12 protein-coding genes are annotated in these 18,183 nt (G+C 67.6%); 3 read left to right on the plus strand and 9 right to left on the minus strand.

The features are described 5' to 3' along the window. Positions 1–21 precede the first annotated feature (21 nt). Complete coding sequence (locus OSB52_RS16355; RefSeq protein WP_266062733.1) at positions 22–2,559, plus strand: serine/threonine-protein kinase; 2,538 nt, start codon at positions 22–24, stop codon at positions 2,557–2,559. A gap of 306 nt (positions 2,560–2,865) precedes the next feature. Here OSB52_RS16355 and OSB52_RS16360 read toward each other — a convergent pair whose 3' ends face one another. The 5 genes from OSB52_RS16360 to fgd form a co-directional block, all read right to left on the minus strand. After that, positions 2,866–4,077 carry an acetate kinase gene (locus OSB52_RS16360; protein WP_266062734.1) on the minus strand — a complete coding sequence of 404 codons (1,212 nt, stop codon included), beginning with the start codon at positions 4,075–4,077 and terminating at the stop codon, positions 2,866–2,868. Further along, entirely contained in the window at positions 4,074–6,182 is a 2,109-nt protein-coding gene (pta, locus tag OSB52_RS16365) for a phosphate acetyltransferase (RefSeq protein ID WP_266062735.1), read from the minus strand. Before pta ends, OSB52_RS16360 begins: the two co-directional genes overlap by 4 nt. 93 nt (positions 6,183–6,275) lie before the next feature. Beyond that, positions 6,276–7,898, minus strand: a complete 1,623-nt coding sequence (locus tag OSB52_RS16370; protein WP_266062736.1) for an FAD-binding oxidoreductase — start codon at positions 7,896–7,898, stop codon at positions 6,276–6,278. Between the two features lie 60 nt (positions 7,899–7,958). Beyond that, positions 7,959–8,507 (minus strand): TetR/AcrR family transcriptional regulator, encoded by a 549-nt coding sequence (locus OSB52_RS16375; protein ID WP_235721835.1) that lies wholly within the window; start codon positions 8,505–8,507, stop codon positions 7,959–7,961. Between the two features lie 94 nt (positions 8,508–8,601). Beyond that, the gene (gene fgd, locus OSB52_RS16380; RefSeq protein ID WP_266062737.1) at positions 8,602–9,618 is read right to left on the minus strand and encodes a glucose-6-phosphate dehydrogenase (coenzyme-F420); all 1,017 of its coding nucleotides are present in this window, start codon (positions 9,616–9,618) and stop codon (positions 8,602–8,604) included. Between the two features lie 204 nt (positions 9,619–9,822). Between fgd and OSB52_RS16385 the strand changes: the two genes are divergently transcribed. Then, on the plus strand, positions 9,823–11,721 hold the full coding sequence (locus tag OSB52_RS16385) for an ABC transporter ATP-binding protein (RefSeq protein WP_235721833.1): 1,899 nt from the start codon (positions 9,823–9,825) through the stop codon (positions 11,719–11,721). Positions 11,722–11,775: 54 nt separating this feature from the next. Here OSB52_RS16385 and OSB52_RS16390 read toward each other — a convergent pair whose 3' ends face one another. From OSB52_RS16390 to OSB52_RS16405, 4 genes are all read right to left on the minus strand, one after another. Then, positions 11,776–12,189: a TIGR03668 family PPOX class F420-dependent oxidoreductase gene (locus OSB52_RS16390; RefSeq protein ID WP_266062738.1), complete on the minus strand. Its 414-nt coding sequence runs from the start codon at positions 12,187–12,189 to the stop codon at positions 11,776–11,778. A gap of 85 nt (positions 12,190–12,274) precedes the next feature. Next, positions 12,275–12,535 (minus strand): hypothetical protein, encoded by a 261-nt coding sequence (locus OSB52_RS16395; RefSeq protein WP_266062739.1) that lies wholly within the window; start codon positions 12,533–12,535, stop codon positions 12,275–12,277. 15 nt (positions 12,536–12,550) lie between these two features. Continuing rightward, positions 12,551–12,883, minus strand: coding sequence for a YidH family protein (locus tag OSB52_RS16400; protein WP_235721830.1), 333 nt, complete (start codon positions 12,881–12,883; stop codon positions 12,551–12,553). 43 nt (positions 12,884–12,926) lie between these two features. Then, positions 12,927–13,901 carry an alpha/beta hydrolase gene (locus OSB52_RS16405; RefSeq protein ID WP_266062740.1) on the minus strand — a complete coding sequence of 325 codons (975 nt, stop codon included), beginning with the start codon at positions 13,899–13,901 and terminating at the stop codon, positions 12,927–12,929. Between the two features lie 260 nt (positions 13,902–14,161). Here OSB52_RS16405 and OSB52_RS16410 point away from each other — a divergent pair, with 260 nt between their 5' ends. Further along, entirely contained in the window at positions 14,162–18,031 is a 3,870-nt protein-coding gene (locus tag OSB52_RS16410) for a Pls/PosA family non-ribosomal peptide synthetase (protein ID WP_266062741.1), read from the plus strand. The last annotated feature ends 152 nt before the right edge of the window (positions 18,032–18,183 follow it).

Raw genomic sequence — 18,183 nt, forward strand, 5'->3', positions numbered from 1 at the left:
GTGCTGAGATGACAGGCTGAGATGACAGACGAGGAGTATCGCCCGCAGGCGCCGGCGTCCACAGCGGACGCGGGCGGGGCCGAGGTGGGCACGCAGGCGGTGAGCCGCGATGAGCTCTGCGACGACGAGCCCGCCGACGTGGGTACCCAGGCGGCGTCGGCAGCCGATCTCGACGTCGGCACCCAGCAGGCGTCGGTTGACGATCTCGATGTCGGCACCCAGCAGGCCACCCTCGGCGATCTCGACGTCGGAACCCAGTACGCCGACGTTGGGAACGCAGATGACCAGGAAGACGGACCCACCGACCGGGTGTCGGGACGGTCCGGACCGACGATCCCGACCGACGTTATCTCCGCCCTCGGCTCAGGTCGGCGACTGGTGCCGCGCAACCGATCGATGGTGCACGATCGTCGTCTGGGCAGTGGACTCGTCGAGTTGCCCAAGATCACCGACATCGAGCCCGCAGATGCGGTGCTGACCCACCCGGTCATCGCGGAGAGCAAACGCACGTGCTGGCGATGTGGAAAACCGGTCGGACGCACCTCCGGTCCCGGTCAGGGCGATCTCACCGGCGAGTGTCCGCACTGCGGGGTGCGGTATTCGTTCGTGCCCGGCCTCGAACAGGGCACACTGGTTGCCGACCAGTACGAGATCGCCGGTGCCATCGCACATGGCGGCCTCGGCTGGATCTATCTGGCCATCGACCGCAACGTCTCCGACCGCCCCGTCGTGCTCAAGGGTCTGCTCAATTCGTCGGACTCCGAGGCGCAGGCGGTGGCTGTCGCCGAACGACAGTTCCTCGCGTCGGTGAACCACCCCGGCATCGTCAAGATCTACAACTTCGTGGAGCACGTCAACGAATTCGGTGACCGTTTCGGCTACATCGTGATGGAGTACATCGGCGGGCAGACCCTCAAACAGATCACTGCCGAGGACGAAGGCGGCACCGGGTTGCTGCCCGTCGAGCACGCGATGGCCTACATGCTGGAGGTACTGCCCGCCGTCGGTTACCTGCACTCCGTCGGCCTGGTCTACAACGACGTCAAACCCGAGAACATCATGGTCGGCAGCGACGAGGTGAAGCTGATCGACCTCGGTGCGGTGTCGGCGATCAACGGGTACGGACACCTGTACGGCACACCGGGTTTCCAGGCCCCCGAGATCGTCCGGACCGGCCCGCAGGTGGCCTCCGACATCTACAGCATCGGTCGCACCCTCGCGGCGCTCACCGTGGACATGCCCAAACGCAACGGCCGCTACCTCGACGGCCTGCCCTCCCCCGAGGACACCCCGGTGTTCCGAGATAATCCGTCGTATTACCTTCTGCTGCAACGAGCTACGGCCGAAGACCCTGCCGACCGGTTCGCCTCCACCGACGAGATGACGACCCAGGTCCTCAATGTGCTGCGCGAGATCGTCGCCGTGCACACGGGCGTGCCGCGCCCATCGCTGTCCACGGTGTTCACCCCGCAACGCTCGACGTTCGGTACCGATCTGATGTTGGCGCCGGTCGACGGTTTCTTCGATCCCGAACAGGCCGCGTTCTACGATCCTGTCGACATCGCCCGGGCGTTGCCGCTGCCGCTGGTCAATCCGGCCGATCCCGCGTCGAGCATGCTCACCTCGGCCGCGTTCTCCGATCCGCGCCAGACCCTGGACTCCATCCATGCGGCCCGCGCCGACGGCTTCTCGTCACTGCTCGGCCGCACCGACAAGCGCAAACACCCGTCCCTGGAGATCGATCTCGCCGAGGTGCGCGCGCATCTGGAACTCGACGACGTCGACACCGCCCTCGCTCTGTTGCGGGATGTCTCGGTGCACCACGGTGATTCGTGGCGCGTGCAATGGTATCTGGCCATCTGCGCGCTGATGAACGACGAGCCAGAGCTGGCCTATGAGCGGTTCAGCGATGTGCTGCAGGCGATGCCCGGCGAGGTGGCACCGAAGTTGGCGGTGGCCGGTACGGCCGAACTCATCGGCCGGTGGCTGTCGGATGAGGGTTTGCCGTCGGAGAGTCACGACGCACGCATAGCCGAACTGTTCGATGTCGCCGCCCACCACTATCACGATCTGTGGCTCACCGACCACGGGATCGTGACCGCGGCCTTCGGGCTGGCACGGCTGGCGGTGGCCACCGGTGACGTCGCGTCGGCCATCGCACCGCTCGACGAAGTGCCGCCCACCAGCAGACATTTCAACACCGCACGCGCGACCGCGGTGATCGCACTGGTGCACGGCAGACCCACCGGCGAGATCACCCGCCAGCAGGTCGTCGAAGCCGCGCGACGAGTGGGCGTGATGCCCGAGGGCGAACCCCGCAAGCAGCGTCTGCTACTCATCGTGCTCGGCACCGCCCTGGGCTGGGTGCACGAGAATCCCGACACCGATCCCACCCTTCAACCGACCACGCTGCTGGGATATCCGTTCACCGAGCAGGGCCTGCGGGCCGGCACCGAACGCAGTCTGCGAGCACTGGCCCGACAGACCCGGTCCAACCGAGATCACCGGTTCATGCTCGTCGACCTCGCGAACTACGTGCGGCCGGACACGCTCTTCTGAACACGCCACCCCTCGCTGATAGAACAACCCAAAGCCCGCCCCGCCGATCCAGAAGCCCAGAGCCCCCGCCCCGCTCATCGAGTAGCCCAAAGCCCCCGCCCCGCTCATCCAGCAGCCCAAAGCCCCCGCCCCGCTCATCGAGTAGCGTGAAGCCCCCGCCTCGCTGATCGAGTAGCCCGAGGCGCTAGCCGAGGGCGTATCGAGATCAGACAACGCACCCGCTCGACCCAAAACAACGCCCAGTCAACGACATACGGCGCCCAACGAACGAGATACCGCGCCCACTCGACGGGAAAGGACGCCCACTCAACGCGGGGTGCTGACGACTTCCGCGGACTGTCGGGCGATGGCCAGTTCCTCGTTGGTGGGGACCACGAGCACCGACACGTCGGCATCGTCCGGCGAAATTCGCCGGGCATCTTTGCTGCGCAGGGCATTACGCTCGCGGTCGACGACGATCCCGTAGTTCTCCAGGCCCGCAAGCGCATCGGCGCGCACACTCGCCGCGTTCTCACCGACACCGGCGGTGAACGTGATTGCGTCCACCTTCCCCAACTCGATCATGTACGCGCCGATGTAGCGGCGCAGGCGATGGATGTAGACGTCGTAGGCGCGTCGTGCCGCCTCGTCGCCCTGCGCCATCTTCTCGGTGATGGTCCGGAAGTCGTTTTCGCCGCACAAACCCTTCAGCCCGGACTGCTTGTTGAGCAGCGTGTCGATCTGATCGACCCGGAGCTTCGCGACACGGTGCAGGTGCAGCACGATGCCCGGATCGACGTCACCGCTGCGGGTGCCCATCACCAATCCCTCGAGCGGGGTCATCCCCATCGATGTGTCCATCGGCCGACCACCGGCGATCGCCGACGCCGACGCCCCGTTGCCGAGATGCAGGACGATCTGATTGATCGACTCGAGGGGGCGTTCGAGGAACCCGGCCACCTGCTCCGAGACATATTCGTGGCTGGTGCCGTGAAATCCGTAGCGACGGATGGCGTGCATACTTGCGACGCCGCGGTCGATGGCGTAGGTCGCGGCAGCGTCGGGCATGTCGTGGAAGAACGCGGTGTCGAAAACCGCCACCGACGGCACCTCCGGAAGCAATGTCCGAGCTGCCTCGATGCCGATCAGGTTGGCCGGATTATGCAGCGGCGCAAGGCTGGAGATTCGTGAGATCTCCCCGATCACCTCGTCGTCGATCAGGGTCGGGCGGAAGAAGGTGCGTCCCCCGTGCACCACTCGATGGCCCACCGCCTGCAACCCGGCGCTGCGTAGATCCGTGCCGTGGTCGGTGAAGAACCGCATCGCCCGCTCGATGGCCGCATGGTGGTCGGGCAGCTCCGCCGACACGGTCTCGACATCGCCGTCTTGTTCATGGGTGATCGAAGATCCGGTATCGCCGATCCGTTCGGCGATACCGTCGGCCACCACCTGTTGGCTACCAGGATGGACCAGTTGGTATTTCAGCGACGACGAACCGGCGTTGAGGACCAGCACCGCACCGGCGGCCGTCGCGTTCATGCCGGTCCCTCCGTCACGGTCCCGGGTTCACCCTGGGCCTGGATGGCGGTGATCGCCACCGTGTTCACGATGTCGGAGACGAGCGCACCGCGGGACAGATCGTTGATCGGTTTGTTGAGGCCTTGCAGCACCGGGCCGATGGCGACCGCACCCGCACTGCGTTGTACCGCCTTGTAGGTGTTGTTGCCGGTGTTGAGATCCGGGAACACGAGAACGGTCGCCTGCCCCGCCACCGGCGACTGGGGCATCTTGGTCGCCGCCACACTCGGTTCCACCGCGGCGTCGTACTGGATGGGACCTTCCACCAGGACCTCCGGCGCTCGTTCTCGTACGAGGTCGGTCGCCACCCGCACCTTGTCGACGTCGGCGCCGGAGCCCGACTCGCCGGTGGAATACGAGAGCATGGCGACCTTGGGTTCGATCCCGAACTGCGCGGCCGTCTGCGCCGACGAGATGGCGATGTCGGCGAGTTGTTGATCCGTCGGGTCGGGCACCACCGCACAGTCGCCGTAGGCGAGCACCTTGTCGGCCAGGCACATGAAGAACACGCTGGAGACCGTGTTGACGCCGGGCTTGGTCTTGATGATCTCGAAGGCCGGCCGGATCGTGTGTGCGGTGGTGTGCACCGCCCCGGACACCATGCCGTCGGCGATCCCGGTGTGTACCATCATCGTGCCGAAATACGAGACGTCGTGCATCATCTCGGCGGCGCGTTCCATGTCCATCCCGCGGTGCTTGCGGATCTCGGTGTACTGGGCGGCGAAATCATCCAACAGCTCCGACGATGCGGGATCGATCACGTCCACGCCGTCCAGGTCGACACCGAGTTCCTGTGCGCGCGTATGTATCCGGTCGGTTGGGCCGAGCAGTGTGAGACGGGCGACGCCGCGTCGCAGGAGGTGCCCGGCGGCGCGCAGGATCCGGTCCTCCTCACCTTCGGGCAACACGATGTGCTTGGGGTTCGCCCGCGCGCGGGCGACGAGGCCGTACTCGAACATCTGTGGGGTGACCACCGATGGCGCCCGCACGTCGAGCACCTTCAGCAACGCCTCCGGGTCGATGTTGCGCTCCATCAACCCCAGGGCCGCATCGATTTTGCGCGCCGAATCCCGACCGAGCCGCCCCCGGGTGTGCGCGGCGGTCCGCGCCGTCTCGTAGGTGCCATGTCCGCACGCGATGATCGGCAGCGTCGGTTTGAGCCCTTTCACGAGCGCCTCGATCATCGGATGCGGCCGCAGACCGCCGTTGAGGATGATTCCCGACAGTCTCGGAAAGCTCTGCGCGGTATTGGCGTTGACGAGCGCCAGCAGTACGTCGGAACGGTCGGCGGGCGTGATCACCACCATCCCGTCGGTCAGCCGCTCCAGGATGTGTTCGACGGTCATGCCGCCGGCCATCACGTTGAGGGCCTCCCGGTCGAGCAGGGTCTCGTCGCCGCTGTACATGTGCGCACCGAGCGCGGTCTTGAGTTCACCGATCGTGGGGGCGAACAACACCGGGTTTTCCGGCAGACACCAGGTCGGCACGCCGGTCTTGGCGACCTCACGATTGGTGACGTCGAGCAGCTCCGGTTCGCAACGGTTCACCACGATGGCCGCCGTGGTCGCATGCGCGGCCGAGATCTCGGTGAGCAGCAGCTCGGCCAGACCGTGCATCTCCACGGCGCTGCGCCCAGACGCCTTGACCGCCAAGATGATCGGCGCTGAGAGGTTGGCCGCGATCCGCGCGTTGTAGCTCAGCTCCGACGGGTTGCCGACGTCGGTGTAGTCGGACCCGACGATCAGGACGGTGTCGCAGGACGCCTCGACGGCGTGGAAGCGGGCCACGATCTCCCCGATCGCCGCTTCCGGGTCGTCGTGCACCTGCTCGTAGGTGACGCCGATGCGGTCTTCGTAGGGCAGATCCACCGAGTCCCGATCCATCAGCAGATCGAGGATGTAGTCTCGTTCGCCGCCGCTGGCCCGGGAGATGGGACGGAACACACCGACCCGCCCGCCACGCGCCGACAACAGCGCCAGCAACCCGAGCGCGATGGTCGACTTGCCGGTGTCCCCTTCGGCCGAGGCGAGGTAGATGCTGCGCGACTCGACGGTGTCTGCACCCATGGGCTCAGCCTATCGGCGATCCGGCGGTCACAGGGTGTGCTCGCAGGTGAATTCGAGTTGGATCGATCACGCACCCGGTCGGCGTTCGCACGGTCAGAGCAGGATGCCGGGGTTGCAGACGCCGTCGGGGTCCAGGGTGCGTTTGACCGCGCGCAGCGCCTCGACTGCGAGCGCACCGACCTCGTCGTGGTAGGTCGCGCGGTGGTCGCGGCCGACGCCGTGATGATGGGTGATGCTGGCGCCGGATGCGCGGATCGCGGTGTTGGCAGCCGCTTTCGCCGCCGCCCATTGCTCTATCGGGTTCGGCGTCTGCGGACAGACGACGGTGAAGTAGAGCGAGGCGCCGGCCGCATAGACATGGCTGATGTGACACATCACCAGCGGCTCGGTTCCCAGGTCGGCGAGGGCGGTGGTCACCGCATCGGTGACCGCGGCTTTGACCTCCGCCAATCGGGACCAGTAGGTGACGGTCTCCAGGGTCTCCACCAGCACGCCGGCGTCGAGCAGCGGGTCACGCAGATACGGTGCGCGGAACCTACCGGCCCGCCACGCCTGCCCCGGCTCTGTTCCGGCGTAGGTGCCACCGGCCTGACCCAACACCTCGGTGGTCGCGTCACGGCGCCGGTCCACCTCGGCCGCCGCACCCTCATAGCCGACGACCGCCAGACATCCGCCGGTATCGCCGCCGAGGTCGTCGGGGTCGGCGAGGTTGATGGCGGTCTCCACCTCGTCGGACAGCCGCAGCACGGTGGGCATCGGCCCGTCCTGGGCGAGGCGCCGCAGAGCGGCTGCGCCGGCGTCGAAGTCGGCGAAGCCCCAGCCCTCGAATACCCGACGGGTGGGTGTCGGGTGGATGCGGACGGTGACCTCGGTGATGATCCCGAACGCCCCTTCCGATCCGAGGACGAGGTGGCGCAGGTCCGGGCCGGCCGCCGACCGGGGTGCCGTGCCGAACTCGACGGTGCCACGCGGGGTGGCGAGCACCAGATGCTCCACCATCTCGTCGAAGCGACCGTAGCCGGCCGACGACTGACCGGCCGATCGGGTGGCCGCGTACCCGCCGATGCCGGCGCCCGCGTAGGACTGCGGGAAATGCCCGAGGGTGAACCCGTTGGCGCGCAGCAATTCTTCGGCGCGCACGCCACGCAGGCCGGCCTGCAGTGTCGCGGTGCGGGAGATCTCGTCGACCTCCACGAGCTGGTCGAGCCGGTGCAGGTCCACCGACACGACCCCGGCGAACCCGGCACGCTGCGGCGTGAGACCGCCCACCACCGAGGTGCCCCCGGTGAACGGCACCACCGCGACCCGGTGGTGGGCGCACAACTCGAGCAGCCGCACCACGTCGCCGTGGTTTGCGGGTGCGACGACCAGATCGGGGGCGTCGCTGCCGTCACCGCCGCGCAACGTGAGCAGATCGGTTGTCGAGTATCCACGGGTGTGATCGATGCGATCACGGTGGTCTGCGCTGACATTCGACGCTCCGAGCAGTTTCACCAGCGCGGTGCGGACCGCCTCGGGCACCGCGGGTTCGGCGAGCACGACCGCGTCGGGGTCGACACCGGTATCGGCGACCGCATCGGCACCGGCGAGCGCGGCGGCCGCGGCCGGAAGGTCGGCCGGGGTGGTCGGATCACCCCACCGGGGGCGGTGCATCGTCACGGCCCGCAGCGCGGTCTCGTCGTCGGATGTGTTCGACAGGCTCGGTTCGTCGGACATCGGCCCACCTCCTCGTGCGTTACACATTCAGCGTAACTGTCACTCAGGTGGCGGCGTCGGTCACCTCACGATGGCGCGCACCACCAGGTCGGCGACGTCATCGTCGGAGAGCGCACTGTCCGGGATGAGCATCAACGAGTAGATCGTGCGGACCAGGAACTCGGCAGCCCCGCGCGGGTCGGGCCGAAGCTGCGCGGCGATCTCGGGCTGCAGATCAGGCAGGGTCTGCTCCACGATCTGGTGGATCAGTGTCGGGCCCGCCGCAGCTTCGGTGGCCACGAGCGCCCGCACCACCTCTTCGGGTTCGTTGCGCAGCACGTACTGCAGGGCCTCGTGCTCACGGATGTAGGGCAGCACGTTGCGCACCTGCGCACGCACCTTGCCGGCCGCATCGGGCTCGGCGTCGGCCCACTCGCGCAGTTTGACCCGCAAGGTCACGACCTCACGCTCGACGATCGCGGCGATCAGCGCATCCTTGCCACCGAACATCCGGTACGCCGTCGCCCGCGCAACCCCGGCCTGCCGCGCGACCGAGGTCAGGCTCAGCGCCTTCGCCCCGAATCGCGACACCAGCGCCACGCCGACGTCCACCATGCGGTCCCGTTCCATGGGCAATCACGGTATCGGACGAATCGCGCGGTCCGCGGCCACCGCGACCGGCACCGTCAAGCGCCCCCCGAGGCCGATTACGCTCGAACGCCCGTCACACCGAGAGCTTGCGCAGCCGGGGTGCCAGGTCCTTCTCGAAGTTCTCCAGGAAACGACGCTGGTCGTGTCCGGGCGCGTGGAACACCAGGTGGTTGAGGCCGGAGTCGGTGTAGAACTTCACCTTCTCCACCGCCTCGTCCGGGTCCGACGCCACGATCCACCGCTTGGCGACCTGCTCGATCGGCAGTTCGTCGGCCAGACGCTCCATCTCCGTCGAGCTGTTCACGCTGTGCTTCTGCTCGGCGGTCAACGACAGCGGCGCCCAGAACCGCGTATTCTCCAAGGCCAATTCCGGGTCCGGATCGTAGGAGATCTTGATCTCGATCATCCGGTCGATCTGCTCGAAATCGCGTTCGGCCTTCTCCGCGCCTTCCTTGACCGCCGGGATCAGCTTTTCCTGGTACAGCTCGGCACCCTTACCCGACGTACAGATGAACCCGTCACCCGCCCGACCGGCATAGCGGGCGACCACCGGGCCGCCCGCGGCCACATACACCGGGATCGGCTGCTCGGGCACGTCGTACATGTAGGCGCCCTGCGTCTTGTAGTACTCACCGTCGAAGTTCACCTCCTCGCCAGTCCACAACTCGCGCATCAGCCTGATCGACTCACGCAGCCGGGCGAAACGCTCCTTGAACTCCGGCCACTCACCCTGAAATCCGGTCGCGTACTCGTTGAGCGCCTCACCGGTACCCACACCGAGCATGATCCGACCCGGATACATGCAGCCCATCGACGCGAACGCCTGCGCGATCACCGCCGGGTTGTAGCGGAACGTCGGCGTCATCACCGACGTCCCGATCTGCACCCGCTTGGTGCGCTCGCCGACCGCGGCCATCCACGCCAGCGAGAACGGGGCATGACCACCGTTGTGGCGCCACGGCTGGAAGTGATCGCTTACCGTCACCGAATCGAGCCCGTGCTCCTCGGCCAACACGGCGATCTCCACGAGTTCCCGCGGATCGAACTGCTCCGCCGACGCCTTGAGACCGAGTTTGAGTTCTGCTGCCACGCTGTTACCTCGTTTTCGTCCATCACGTATTCGTTCGTCCCCGATCGATCACTCCGTATCCAACCTACTCAGGCTCAGCGCACGCGGTTCGTCCCCCGGGTACCGCTTCCTCCGGCGGTGGCAGAAGGACAACGAACAGGTGTCGGCGGACGCACCGTTTGCGCCGGTGGACCTCAAGTTGACTTGAGGTTCTACCGTGGTGGGATGAGCATGCAGTCGGTCGCATGGGACACCATGTACAAAACGATGAACGCGCCGCAGGGACGCACGCTGCGCGGTGAACGGCGCGCCACCATGCGTCGGATCGGCGGCTTCGCAAAACCGCATCGTCGGCGCATCGTCCTGTTCCTCGGGTTGTCGGTGTTCACCGCCTTGTTGACGGTGGCGACACCGCTGCTGGCCGGGCGGGTGGTCAATCTGATCACCGGTGGTGGCAGTGGCGGTGCCATCGCCGGACTGGCGGTGCTGATCGCGGGTATCGCGCTCGTCGAGGCCGGATCGGGGATCGCGCTGCGGTGGTTGTCGTCCAATATCGGTGAAGGACTCATCCTGGATCTGCGCCGTGCGGTGTTCGACCACGTGCAGAAGATGCCGGTCGCCTTTTTCACCCGCACGCGGACCGGCGCGTTGGTCAGCCGACTCAACAACGATGTCATCGGCGCACAACGTGCGTTCAGCGACACGCTGTCGGGGGTGGTGTCCAACGCGGTGACGCTGGTGCTCACGCTGGGCGTGATGATCGCGATCAGCTGGCAGATCACTCTGCTCGCACTGGTGCTGTTGCCTATCTTCGTGGTGCCGGCGCGGCGCATGGGCAAACGGATGGCGGCCCTGTCCCGCGAGGCCGCCGAGTACAACGCGCGCATGTCGACGCAGATGACCGAGCGGTTCTCAGCTCCTGGTGCGACGTTGGTCAAGCTATTCGGACGTCCCGAGGTGGAGTCGGCGGAGTTCGCCGATCGCGCCGACCGGGTGCGCGACATCGGCGTACGGCGCGCGATGCTGCAGAACTACTTCATGACGGCGCTGACGTTGGTGTCCGCGCTCGCCTTGGCACTGGTCTACGGGCTTGGCGGCTGGCTGGCGGTCGGCGGGCACCTGTCCGCGGGCGCCGTGGTGTCGCTGGCGCTGCTGCTGACCCGGATGTATGCGCCGCTGACCGCGCTGGCGAATGCGCGCGTGGAGATCATGAGCGCGTTGGTCAGCTTCGAGCGTGTCTTCGAGGTGCTGGACCTGACGCCGTTGATCGCCGACAAACCCGACGCCCGCACGGTGCCGGCAGGCCCGGTGTCGGTGCGCTTCGACGACGTGTCCTTCGCCTACCCGTCGGCCGACAAGGTGTCGCTGGCGTCGCTGGAAGAGGTTGCCCAACTGGACAACCGCGGTGGTTCGACGGTCCTGCACAACATCGACCTCGACGTGCCGGAGGGCACCATGACCGCGCTCGTGGGCAGTTCAGGCGCCGGCAAGTCGACCATCGCCAATCTCGCGACCAGGCTCTACGACGTCGATTCCGGTTCGATCACTCTCAACGGGGTCGATCTGCGCGATCTGCGCAGCGCCTCGGTCCACCGCACCGTCGGTTTGGTGACGCAGGACGGTCACCTGTTCCACGACACGGTTCGAGCCAACCTGGCGCTGGCGAATCCGGCCGTGTCCGAGGCGCAGATCTGGGATGCGTTGCGTCGCGCGCGCCTCGATGCACTCGTGTCGGCCCTGCCCGATGGCCTCGACACCGTCGTCGGCGAGCGCGGCTACCGCCTGTCTGGCGGCGAACGCCAGCGGCTGACCATCGCGCGGCTGCTGCTGGCCCAACCGTCGCTGGTGATCCTCGACGAGGCCACCGCACATCTGGACTCGACGTCGGAGGCGGCGGTGCAGGAGGCGCTGGCCGAGGCCCTGGTCGGTCGGACGTCGATCGTGATCGCCCACCGACTCTCGACGATCCGGGCCGCCGACGAGATCGCGGTTCTGGAGGGTGGGCGGATCGTCGAACGTGGCGATCACGCGACGCTGCTGGCCCGCAACGGCCGCTACGCCGAGCTGTACCGCACCCAGTTCGCCGACGACGCCGACGGCGATGAGCACGAACTGACCGCCTGAGCCTGCCGAGAGAGCCCCACATCTCGCCGAGCGACTCCGGCCCACGCTTGCCGGTCACTGCTCCGGAGTCGCCGCCCAACTGTGAAAAGCGAGGTCGCGCACCACGATCACCGGTCCATCGGGCCGGTCGGCGCGGTAGTGGGAGTACTTCGCGGCGAGGCGGTCGATCGCGCGTGCGCCGAGTTCACTCTCGGCGTCGACCACATCGGCGCGGCCGTCCACGCGAACCCACCAGAGCGCGGCCCACTCCTCGGTGTAGTGGTCGACGAGCAGCGACACGGCCGGGTTCGCCGCGATGTTGGCGAGGCGACGTAGCCGCTGTGTGCGTTTGGGCTTGTGATCGACGCACGACACCACGATGTCATCGACCAGCGCGAAGACCACCGGAACGAGGTGCGGGCGGGCGTCGGCACCCACCGTGGCCAGCCGCGCCACTCGAGCCGATGCGAACCGGTCTCGCGCGGACATCACCGGGAGTTGCCCGCCGACGACGCTCGCGGCACGAGCGCGGGTTCTGTCGGTGACATTTCGGGTTCTGTCGGCGACGCAAGGGTCATTCGGTCGGGGTGTCGCCGGGGCGGGTGTCGTCGGTGCGCGGCTGCCGGCTCGGCGGGCGCGGCCGCCGGAACTGCAACACGATCAGTCCGATGTTGACCACCACGATGGCGATTCCCAGACCCACCCAGACCCATCGCCCTTCCTGCCACCAATTGACCGTCAACAAGGCCACGCAGACCAGCAAGATCGCCGACCCGACGATGGTCATCCCGCGGGAAAAGGTCTGCGCTCCGCGTGCGAAGTCGTTGTTGATCATCGAAAAATGCTCATCTCAGGTGTTGACTACGATCACCACCGCGATCGCGACGGCCACCACCACTATCCCAACGATCAGGAACGTGACATGCGAGGGGCCGGGCATCTCGCCACCGTCACGCAGGGCGTTCATCGTGCGTCGCCACCGCCACGCACCGAGCAGGGCGATGGCACAACCCAATCCAACCATCACCAGCCCCAGCGCAGTCTCCAGCACGGGATGTTCGATGTCGGCGGCGACATAGACCACGGCAACCCCTGCCGCCATGAACCCCAACGCGGTGCGCACCCAGGCGAGCACCGTGCGTTCGGCGGCCAGCGTGAAACGCGCATCGATGGCGCCGGGCACCGTCGGGGCGCTCGCGCCGGTGGTCTTCGGGGCGGTCTGAGACTCAGCCGGCCCGTTGGCCCTCTCGGTGCTCAGTGTCCTTGGCCTTTCGGATGGCGTCGGCGGCAAACGCCGCGATCACGTCGATGGCGTGCATGCTCTCCGGGTGCCGGGTGGAAAGCACCGGGAACGCGTGCACCTGCCAAGCGTAGCTGTGGGCCACGGTGTCGACACCCGCATCATCGAGCGTCTCGACGAGCTCGATGACGTCGGCTTCGAGCATCTCCCCCTCGGCGGTGACCATCACCGTCGGCGGGAACGCCGCATCGGCGAGGTCGGTGATGCGGCGCACCCCGTTGAAGACCACCGGACCACGCGCGAACAGCGGTGCGAGCTCGGCCATCTTGCTGCGCGGGATGTAGGCGTCGGAGCGGCTGGACCGATCCGGGTGGGTGCCGACGTCGAGGTCGAGCAACGGCGAAATCCCCACGAAGGCGGTGGGCATCGGCAGTCCCTCGTCGATGGCGGCCTCGATCACCTTGCCGGCCAGGAAGCCGCCCGCGGAGTCACCCGCGACGATGACGCGCCGGTAGCCCCGTTCCGACACCAGTTCTCGGTAGGCGCCGACGGCGTCGGCCACCGAGGTACCGACCCCGGCCGCGGGCAGCTGGCGATACTCCACCGAGAACACCGGCAGCTCGCAGGATCGCGACAGCCGACTCGCGATCGAGCGGTGCGAGCCCAGTCCGCAGACCACGAACGCGCCGCCGTGCAGATAGAGGATGGCTGTCTCCGCATCGCGCCGCGATGGTCCCGCGGGCAGGATGAGTTCGACCGGACGACCCGCCAGCGTCATCCGCTCACGCACCACGCCGGCCGGGCGCGGCCCGACCGCGAGCGCCCGGTCTATCAGGAACAGACCCGCCATCCCCGGCCTGTTCAGCGGCCACAGCGAGAGTGTGGGGCGCAGCAGACCGCGGCTGCCGACCCACATGGCATAGGACAGCAGACTCGGGGCGCGGTGATGCACGATCGGCATGGCTCACATCCTCGTCGTCTGGCGATCGGCGGTACGCATTGCCGACGCAGCACGTCCGTTGCTCACATGCTGAGATGGCGTCAGTGCGAAAACTACACGGATCGGGCGTTCCGATCTCGGTTTCGTAGACCGTTTACCACACCATCGATGGGCGCAAACGTCGCGGTGCGTGCGCCACGCCCCGTTCACCTGCGTCACAGACACTGCTGGGAGCTCTCGGTTATATTCTCCGTTCCATGCCGAATCGATGGTGGTGATACGTGGTCATTCCGGCCCAGTTCCTGTTGTCGTCGCAGGCCAGCGCACCGCGAACCCTGTGCGACGTCCTCGATGACACCGCTCGGTCGTACCCGGATTCACCGGCCATCGACGATGGTGACCTGACTCTCACCTACTCCGAGTTGCTCGCTTTGGTACGCCGCGGCGCCGAGAACCTCGGTGACGCGGGAGTCGGCCGCGGCGGGCGTGTCGGCATCCGGATGCCCTCGGGCAGCCGCGATCTGTACGTGGCGATCTTGTCCACGCTCTACGCCGGGGCCGCCTACGTTCCGGTCGACGCCGACGACCCCGCCGAACGTGCGGAGCTCGTCTTCGGTGAGGCGGGCGTGGACGCCATCATCGACGCCGAGGGTGTGCACCCGACCGAAGGACGCACGCCGGTCCCGGCGCAGCGCCCGACGGTCGATGACGACGCGTGGATCATCTTCACCTCGGGTTCCACCGGTACCCCGAAGGGTGTGGCCGTCACCCACCGCAATGCGGCCGCGTTCGTCGACGCCGAGGCCCGCATGTTCCTCGTCGACGACCCGCTGGGGCCCGAGGACCGGGTACTGGCTGGACTGTCGGTGGCCTTCGACGCCTCCTGCGAGGAGATGTGGCTGGCCTGGCGTTACGGGGCCTGTCTGGTGCCTGCACCCCGATCGCTGGTGCGCAGCGGCATGGATCTCGGACCATGGTTGGTGCAGCGCGACGTCACGGTGGTGTCGACGGTGCCCACACTGGCATCGCTGTGGCCGCCGGAAGCGCTCGAGGCCGTGCGGCTGCTGATCTTCGGCGGCGAGGCCTGCCCGCAGGAACTGGCCGAGCGGCTGGCCGTCGAGGGCCGCGAGGTGTGGAACACCTACGGTCCCACCGAGGCCACCGTGGTGGCGTGCGCGGCACCGCTCGATGGCCGCGGCCCGGTGCGTATCGGATTGCCACTGCCGGGTTGGGATCTGGCCGTGGTGGGAGCCGATGGCCAGCCGGTGGGCGAGGGCGAGGTCGGTGAACTCGTCATCGGTGGCGTCGGCCTGGCACGTTATCTGGACCCGGCCAAGGACGCCGCGAAGTACGCACCGATGCCGACCCTGGGTTGGGAACGGGCCTATCGCAGCGGCGACCTCGTGCGGCTCGATCCGGCCGGTCTGCTGTTCCAGGGTCGCGCCGACGACCAGGTGAAGGTCGGTGGGCGGCGCATCGAGCTCGGCGAGATCGACAATGCGCTCCAACAGCTTCCGGGCGTCAGTGGCGCGGCCGCGGCGGTCCGCAAGTCGGCCGCCGGCAACAGTCTGTTGGTGGGCTATCTGGTGTCGCCGCACCCCAACTTCGACGTCGCCGCCGCACATCGACTGCTCACCGAACAGCTGCCGGCGCCCATGGTTCCTCGGCTGGCGCTGGTGGATGAACTCCCGACACGAACGTCGGGCAAGGTGGACCGCAATGCGCTGCCCTGGCCGCTCCCGGGGAGCTCTGGTGCGGCAAAAAAAGACGATGACGGTGACGATCTCACCGACACCGAGGCCTGGATGGCCCAACGATGGACCGACGTCCTCGGCGTCACCGTCGACGACGCGAAAGCCGACTTCTTCGCCGAAGGTGGCGGCTCCCTGGCCGCCGCGCAGCTGGTAACCGCACTGCGGGAACGCTATCCCGATATCACCGTCGCCGACCTCTACGACCATCCTCGTCTGGGTTCGCTGGCCGAACTGCTCGACGGTCGCACCCCGGTGACGGTCGTGCAGGAACGTGACATCACGCCGACCCCGCGCAGCACCGGCTGGGCACAAATCCTGCTGTCGGTGCCGCTGACCACCCTCACCGGTCTGCAGTGGGCGACCTGGCTGGGCGTGGTCAACAACATCGCGGTGGAGGTGGTGGCGCGCGCCGACCGGGATGTGCCGTGGCTGGTTCCGGTGAACTGGTGGGTACTGCTCGTGGCGTTCCTGCTGTTCATCACCCCACCCGGCCGGATGGTGATCGCCGCGGCCGGCGCGCGTCTGCTCCTGGCCGGGGTGACTCCCGGCAGCTACCCGCGCGGCGGAAGCACCCATCTGCGGTTGTGGGTGGCCGAACGCCTGCTCGACGCGAGCGGTGCGGCCAACCTGTCCGGTGCACCGTGGATGATCTATCTGGCCCGCGCCCTCGGCGCCACCGTCGGCCGGGGCGTCGACCTGCACACCATTCCGCCGGTGACCGGCTTCCTCACCATCGGCGAGGGTGCGTCGGTGGAACCCGAGGTGGACATCGCCGGATGGTGGATCGACGGCGACACCGTCCACATCGGTGAGATCGTCATCAAACGCGGCGCCTCCATCGGGGCGCGATCGACGTTGCTTCCGGGTGCAGTGATCGGACGCGACGCCGAGGTGGCTGCCGGGTCGGCAGTTCGTGGTCGGGTCAAGGCACGCCAGCACTGGGCGGGCTCACCGGCGGTGAAGGTCGGCAAGGCCGATCACCCGTGGCCCGAACACCGACCACCGCGCGGTTCGATGTGGGTGCCGATCTTCGGACTGTCGTCGATGGTGCTGGCCGCGATCCCGCTGATCGCGCTGGCCGCCGGACTCGCGGTGATGGGCTCGTGGGCCATCCATGCCGATCGGCTACGCAGCGTCGCCCTGCGCTGCCTGGTCCTGCTGCCGGCCGCCACCGTGACCAGCCTGCTCGTGTTCGCGTTGATCACCGCGATCTTGGTGCGGCTGCTGTCGATTGGGCTCACCAAGGGCTATCACCCGGTGCGATCACGCGTCGGCTGGCAGGTGTGGATGACCGAACGCTTGATGGACGCGTCTCGCACCTACCTGTTCCCGCTGTACGCGAGCCTGTTGACGCCGTGGTGGTTCCGGTTACTCGGGGTCAAGGTGGGTGCGGGCACCGAGATCTCCACCGCGCTGGTGTTGCCGAAGTTCACCACGGTCGGCGACGGAGCGTTTCTCGCCGACGACACGATGGTGGCGTCCTACGAACTCGGCGGCGGATGGCTGCACATCGACGAGGCCAAGATCGGCAAGCGGTCGTTCCTGGGCAACTCCGGGATGACCGGACCGGGACGTAAGGTGCCGAAGAACGGCTTGGTCGCGGTGTTGTCGGCGACGCCGGATCGCGCCAAGTCGGGGTCGAGCTGGCTGGGCAGTCCCCCCGTCCGATTGCGGCGCACCACCGCCGAGACCGACACGTCACGCACGTTCGATCCCCCGGTGCGTTTGAAGGTGGCCCGCGCCGTGGTGGAGACCCTGCGCATCATCCCGGTGATGGTGTCGTTCGGACTCGGCCTGTTCATGCTGTTGGGGCTGCAGTACATCGGTCAGCATGTGTCCTGGTGGGCGGCGGACCTGCTCAGCGGTGTGCTCCTGTTGGTGGCCGGCGCGGCCGCATGCTGCATCGCGGCGGCGGCGAAATGGTTGGTGGTGGGTCGGATCCGGGTGTCGGAGCATCCGCTGTGGAGTTCGTTCGTGTGGCGCAACGAGTTGTCTGACGCGTTCGTGGAGACCGTCGCGGCCCCGTGGTTCGCCAATGCGGCCACCGGCACACCGATCCTGAACCTCTGGCTACGCATGCTGGGTGCCCGGATCGGCCGCGGTGTGTGGTGCGAGACCTATTGGCTGCCGGAGGCCGATCTGGTGACCCTCGGCGACGGCGCCACGGTCCAGCGCGGGTGTGTGGTGCAGACGCATCTGTTCCACGACCGGGTGATGGCAATCGATCGGGTCACCCTGGAGGCCGGTTCCACGCTGGGTCCGCACTGTGTGGCGCTGCCCGCGTCAGGCCTGGGCGAGAGCGCGACCGTCGGGCCCGCGTCGTTGGTGATGCGCGGCGACGTCGTCCCCGCTCACACCCGCTGGCAGGGCAACCCCATCGCCCCGTGGCGGAAGTGACCGCGCCCCACCGATGATCGAGTAGCCCGCGAGCCGCCAGGCGAGCGAGCGTATCGAGATCCTCGGATCGAGTAGCCCGCGAGCCGCCAGGCGAGCGAGCGTATCGAGATCGTCGTCACCGGATCTCGATACGCCTCGCCTAGCGGCTCGGC

The sequence above is a fragment of the Gordonia aquimaris genome, assembly GCF_026262595.1.
Classification (GTDB): Bacteria; Actinomycetota; Actinomycetes; order Mycobacteriales; family Mycobacteriaceae; genus Gordonia; species Gordonia tangerina.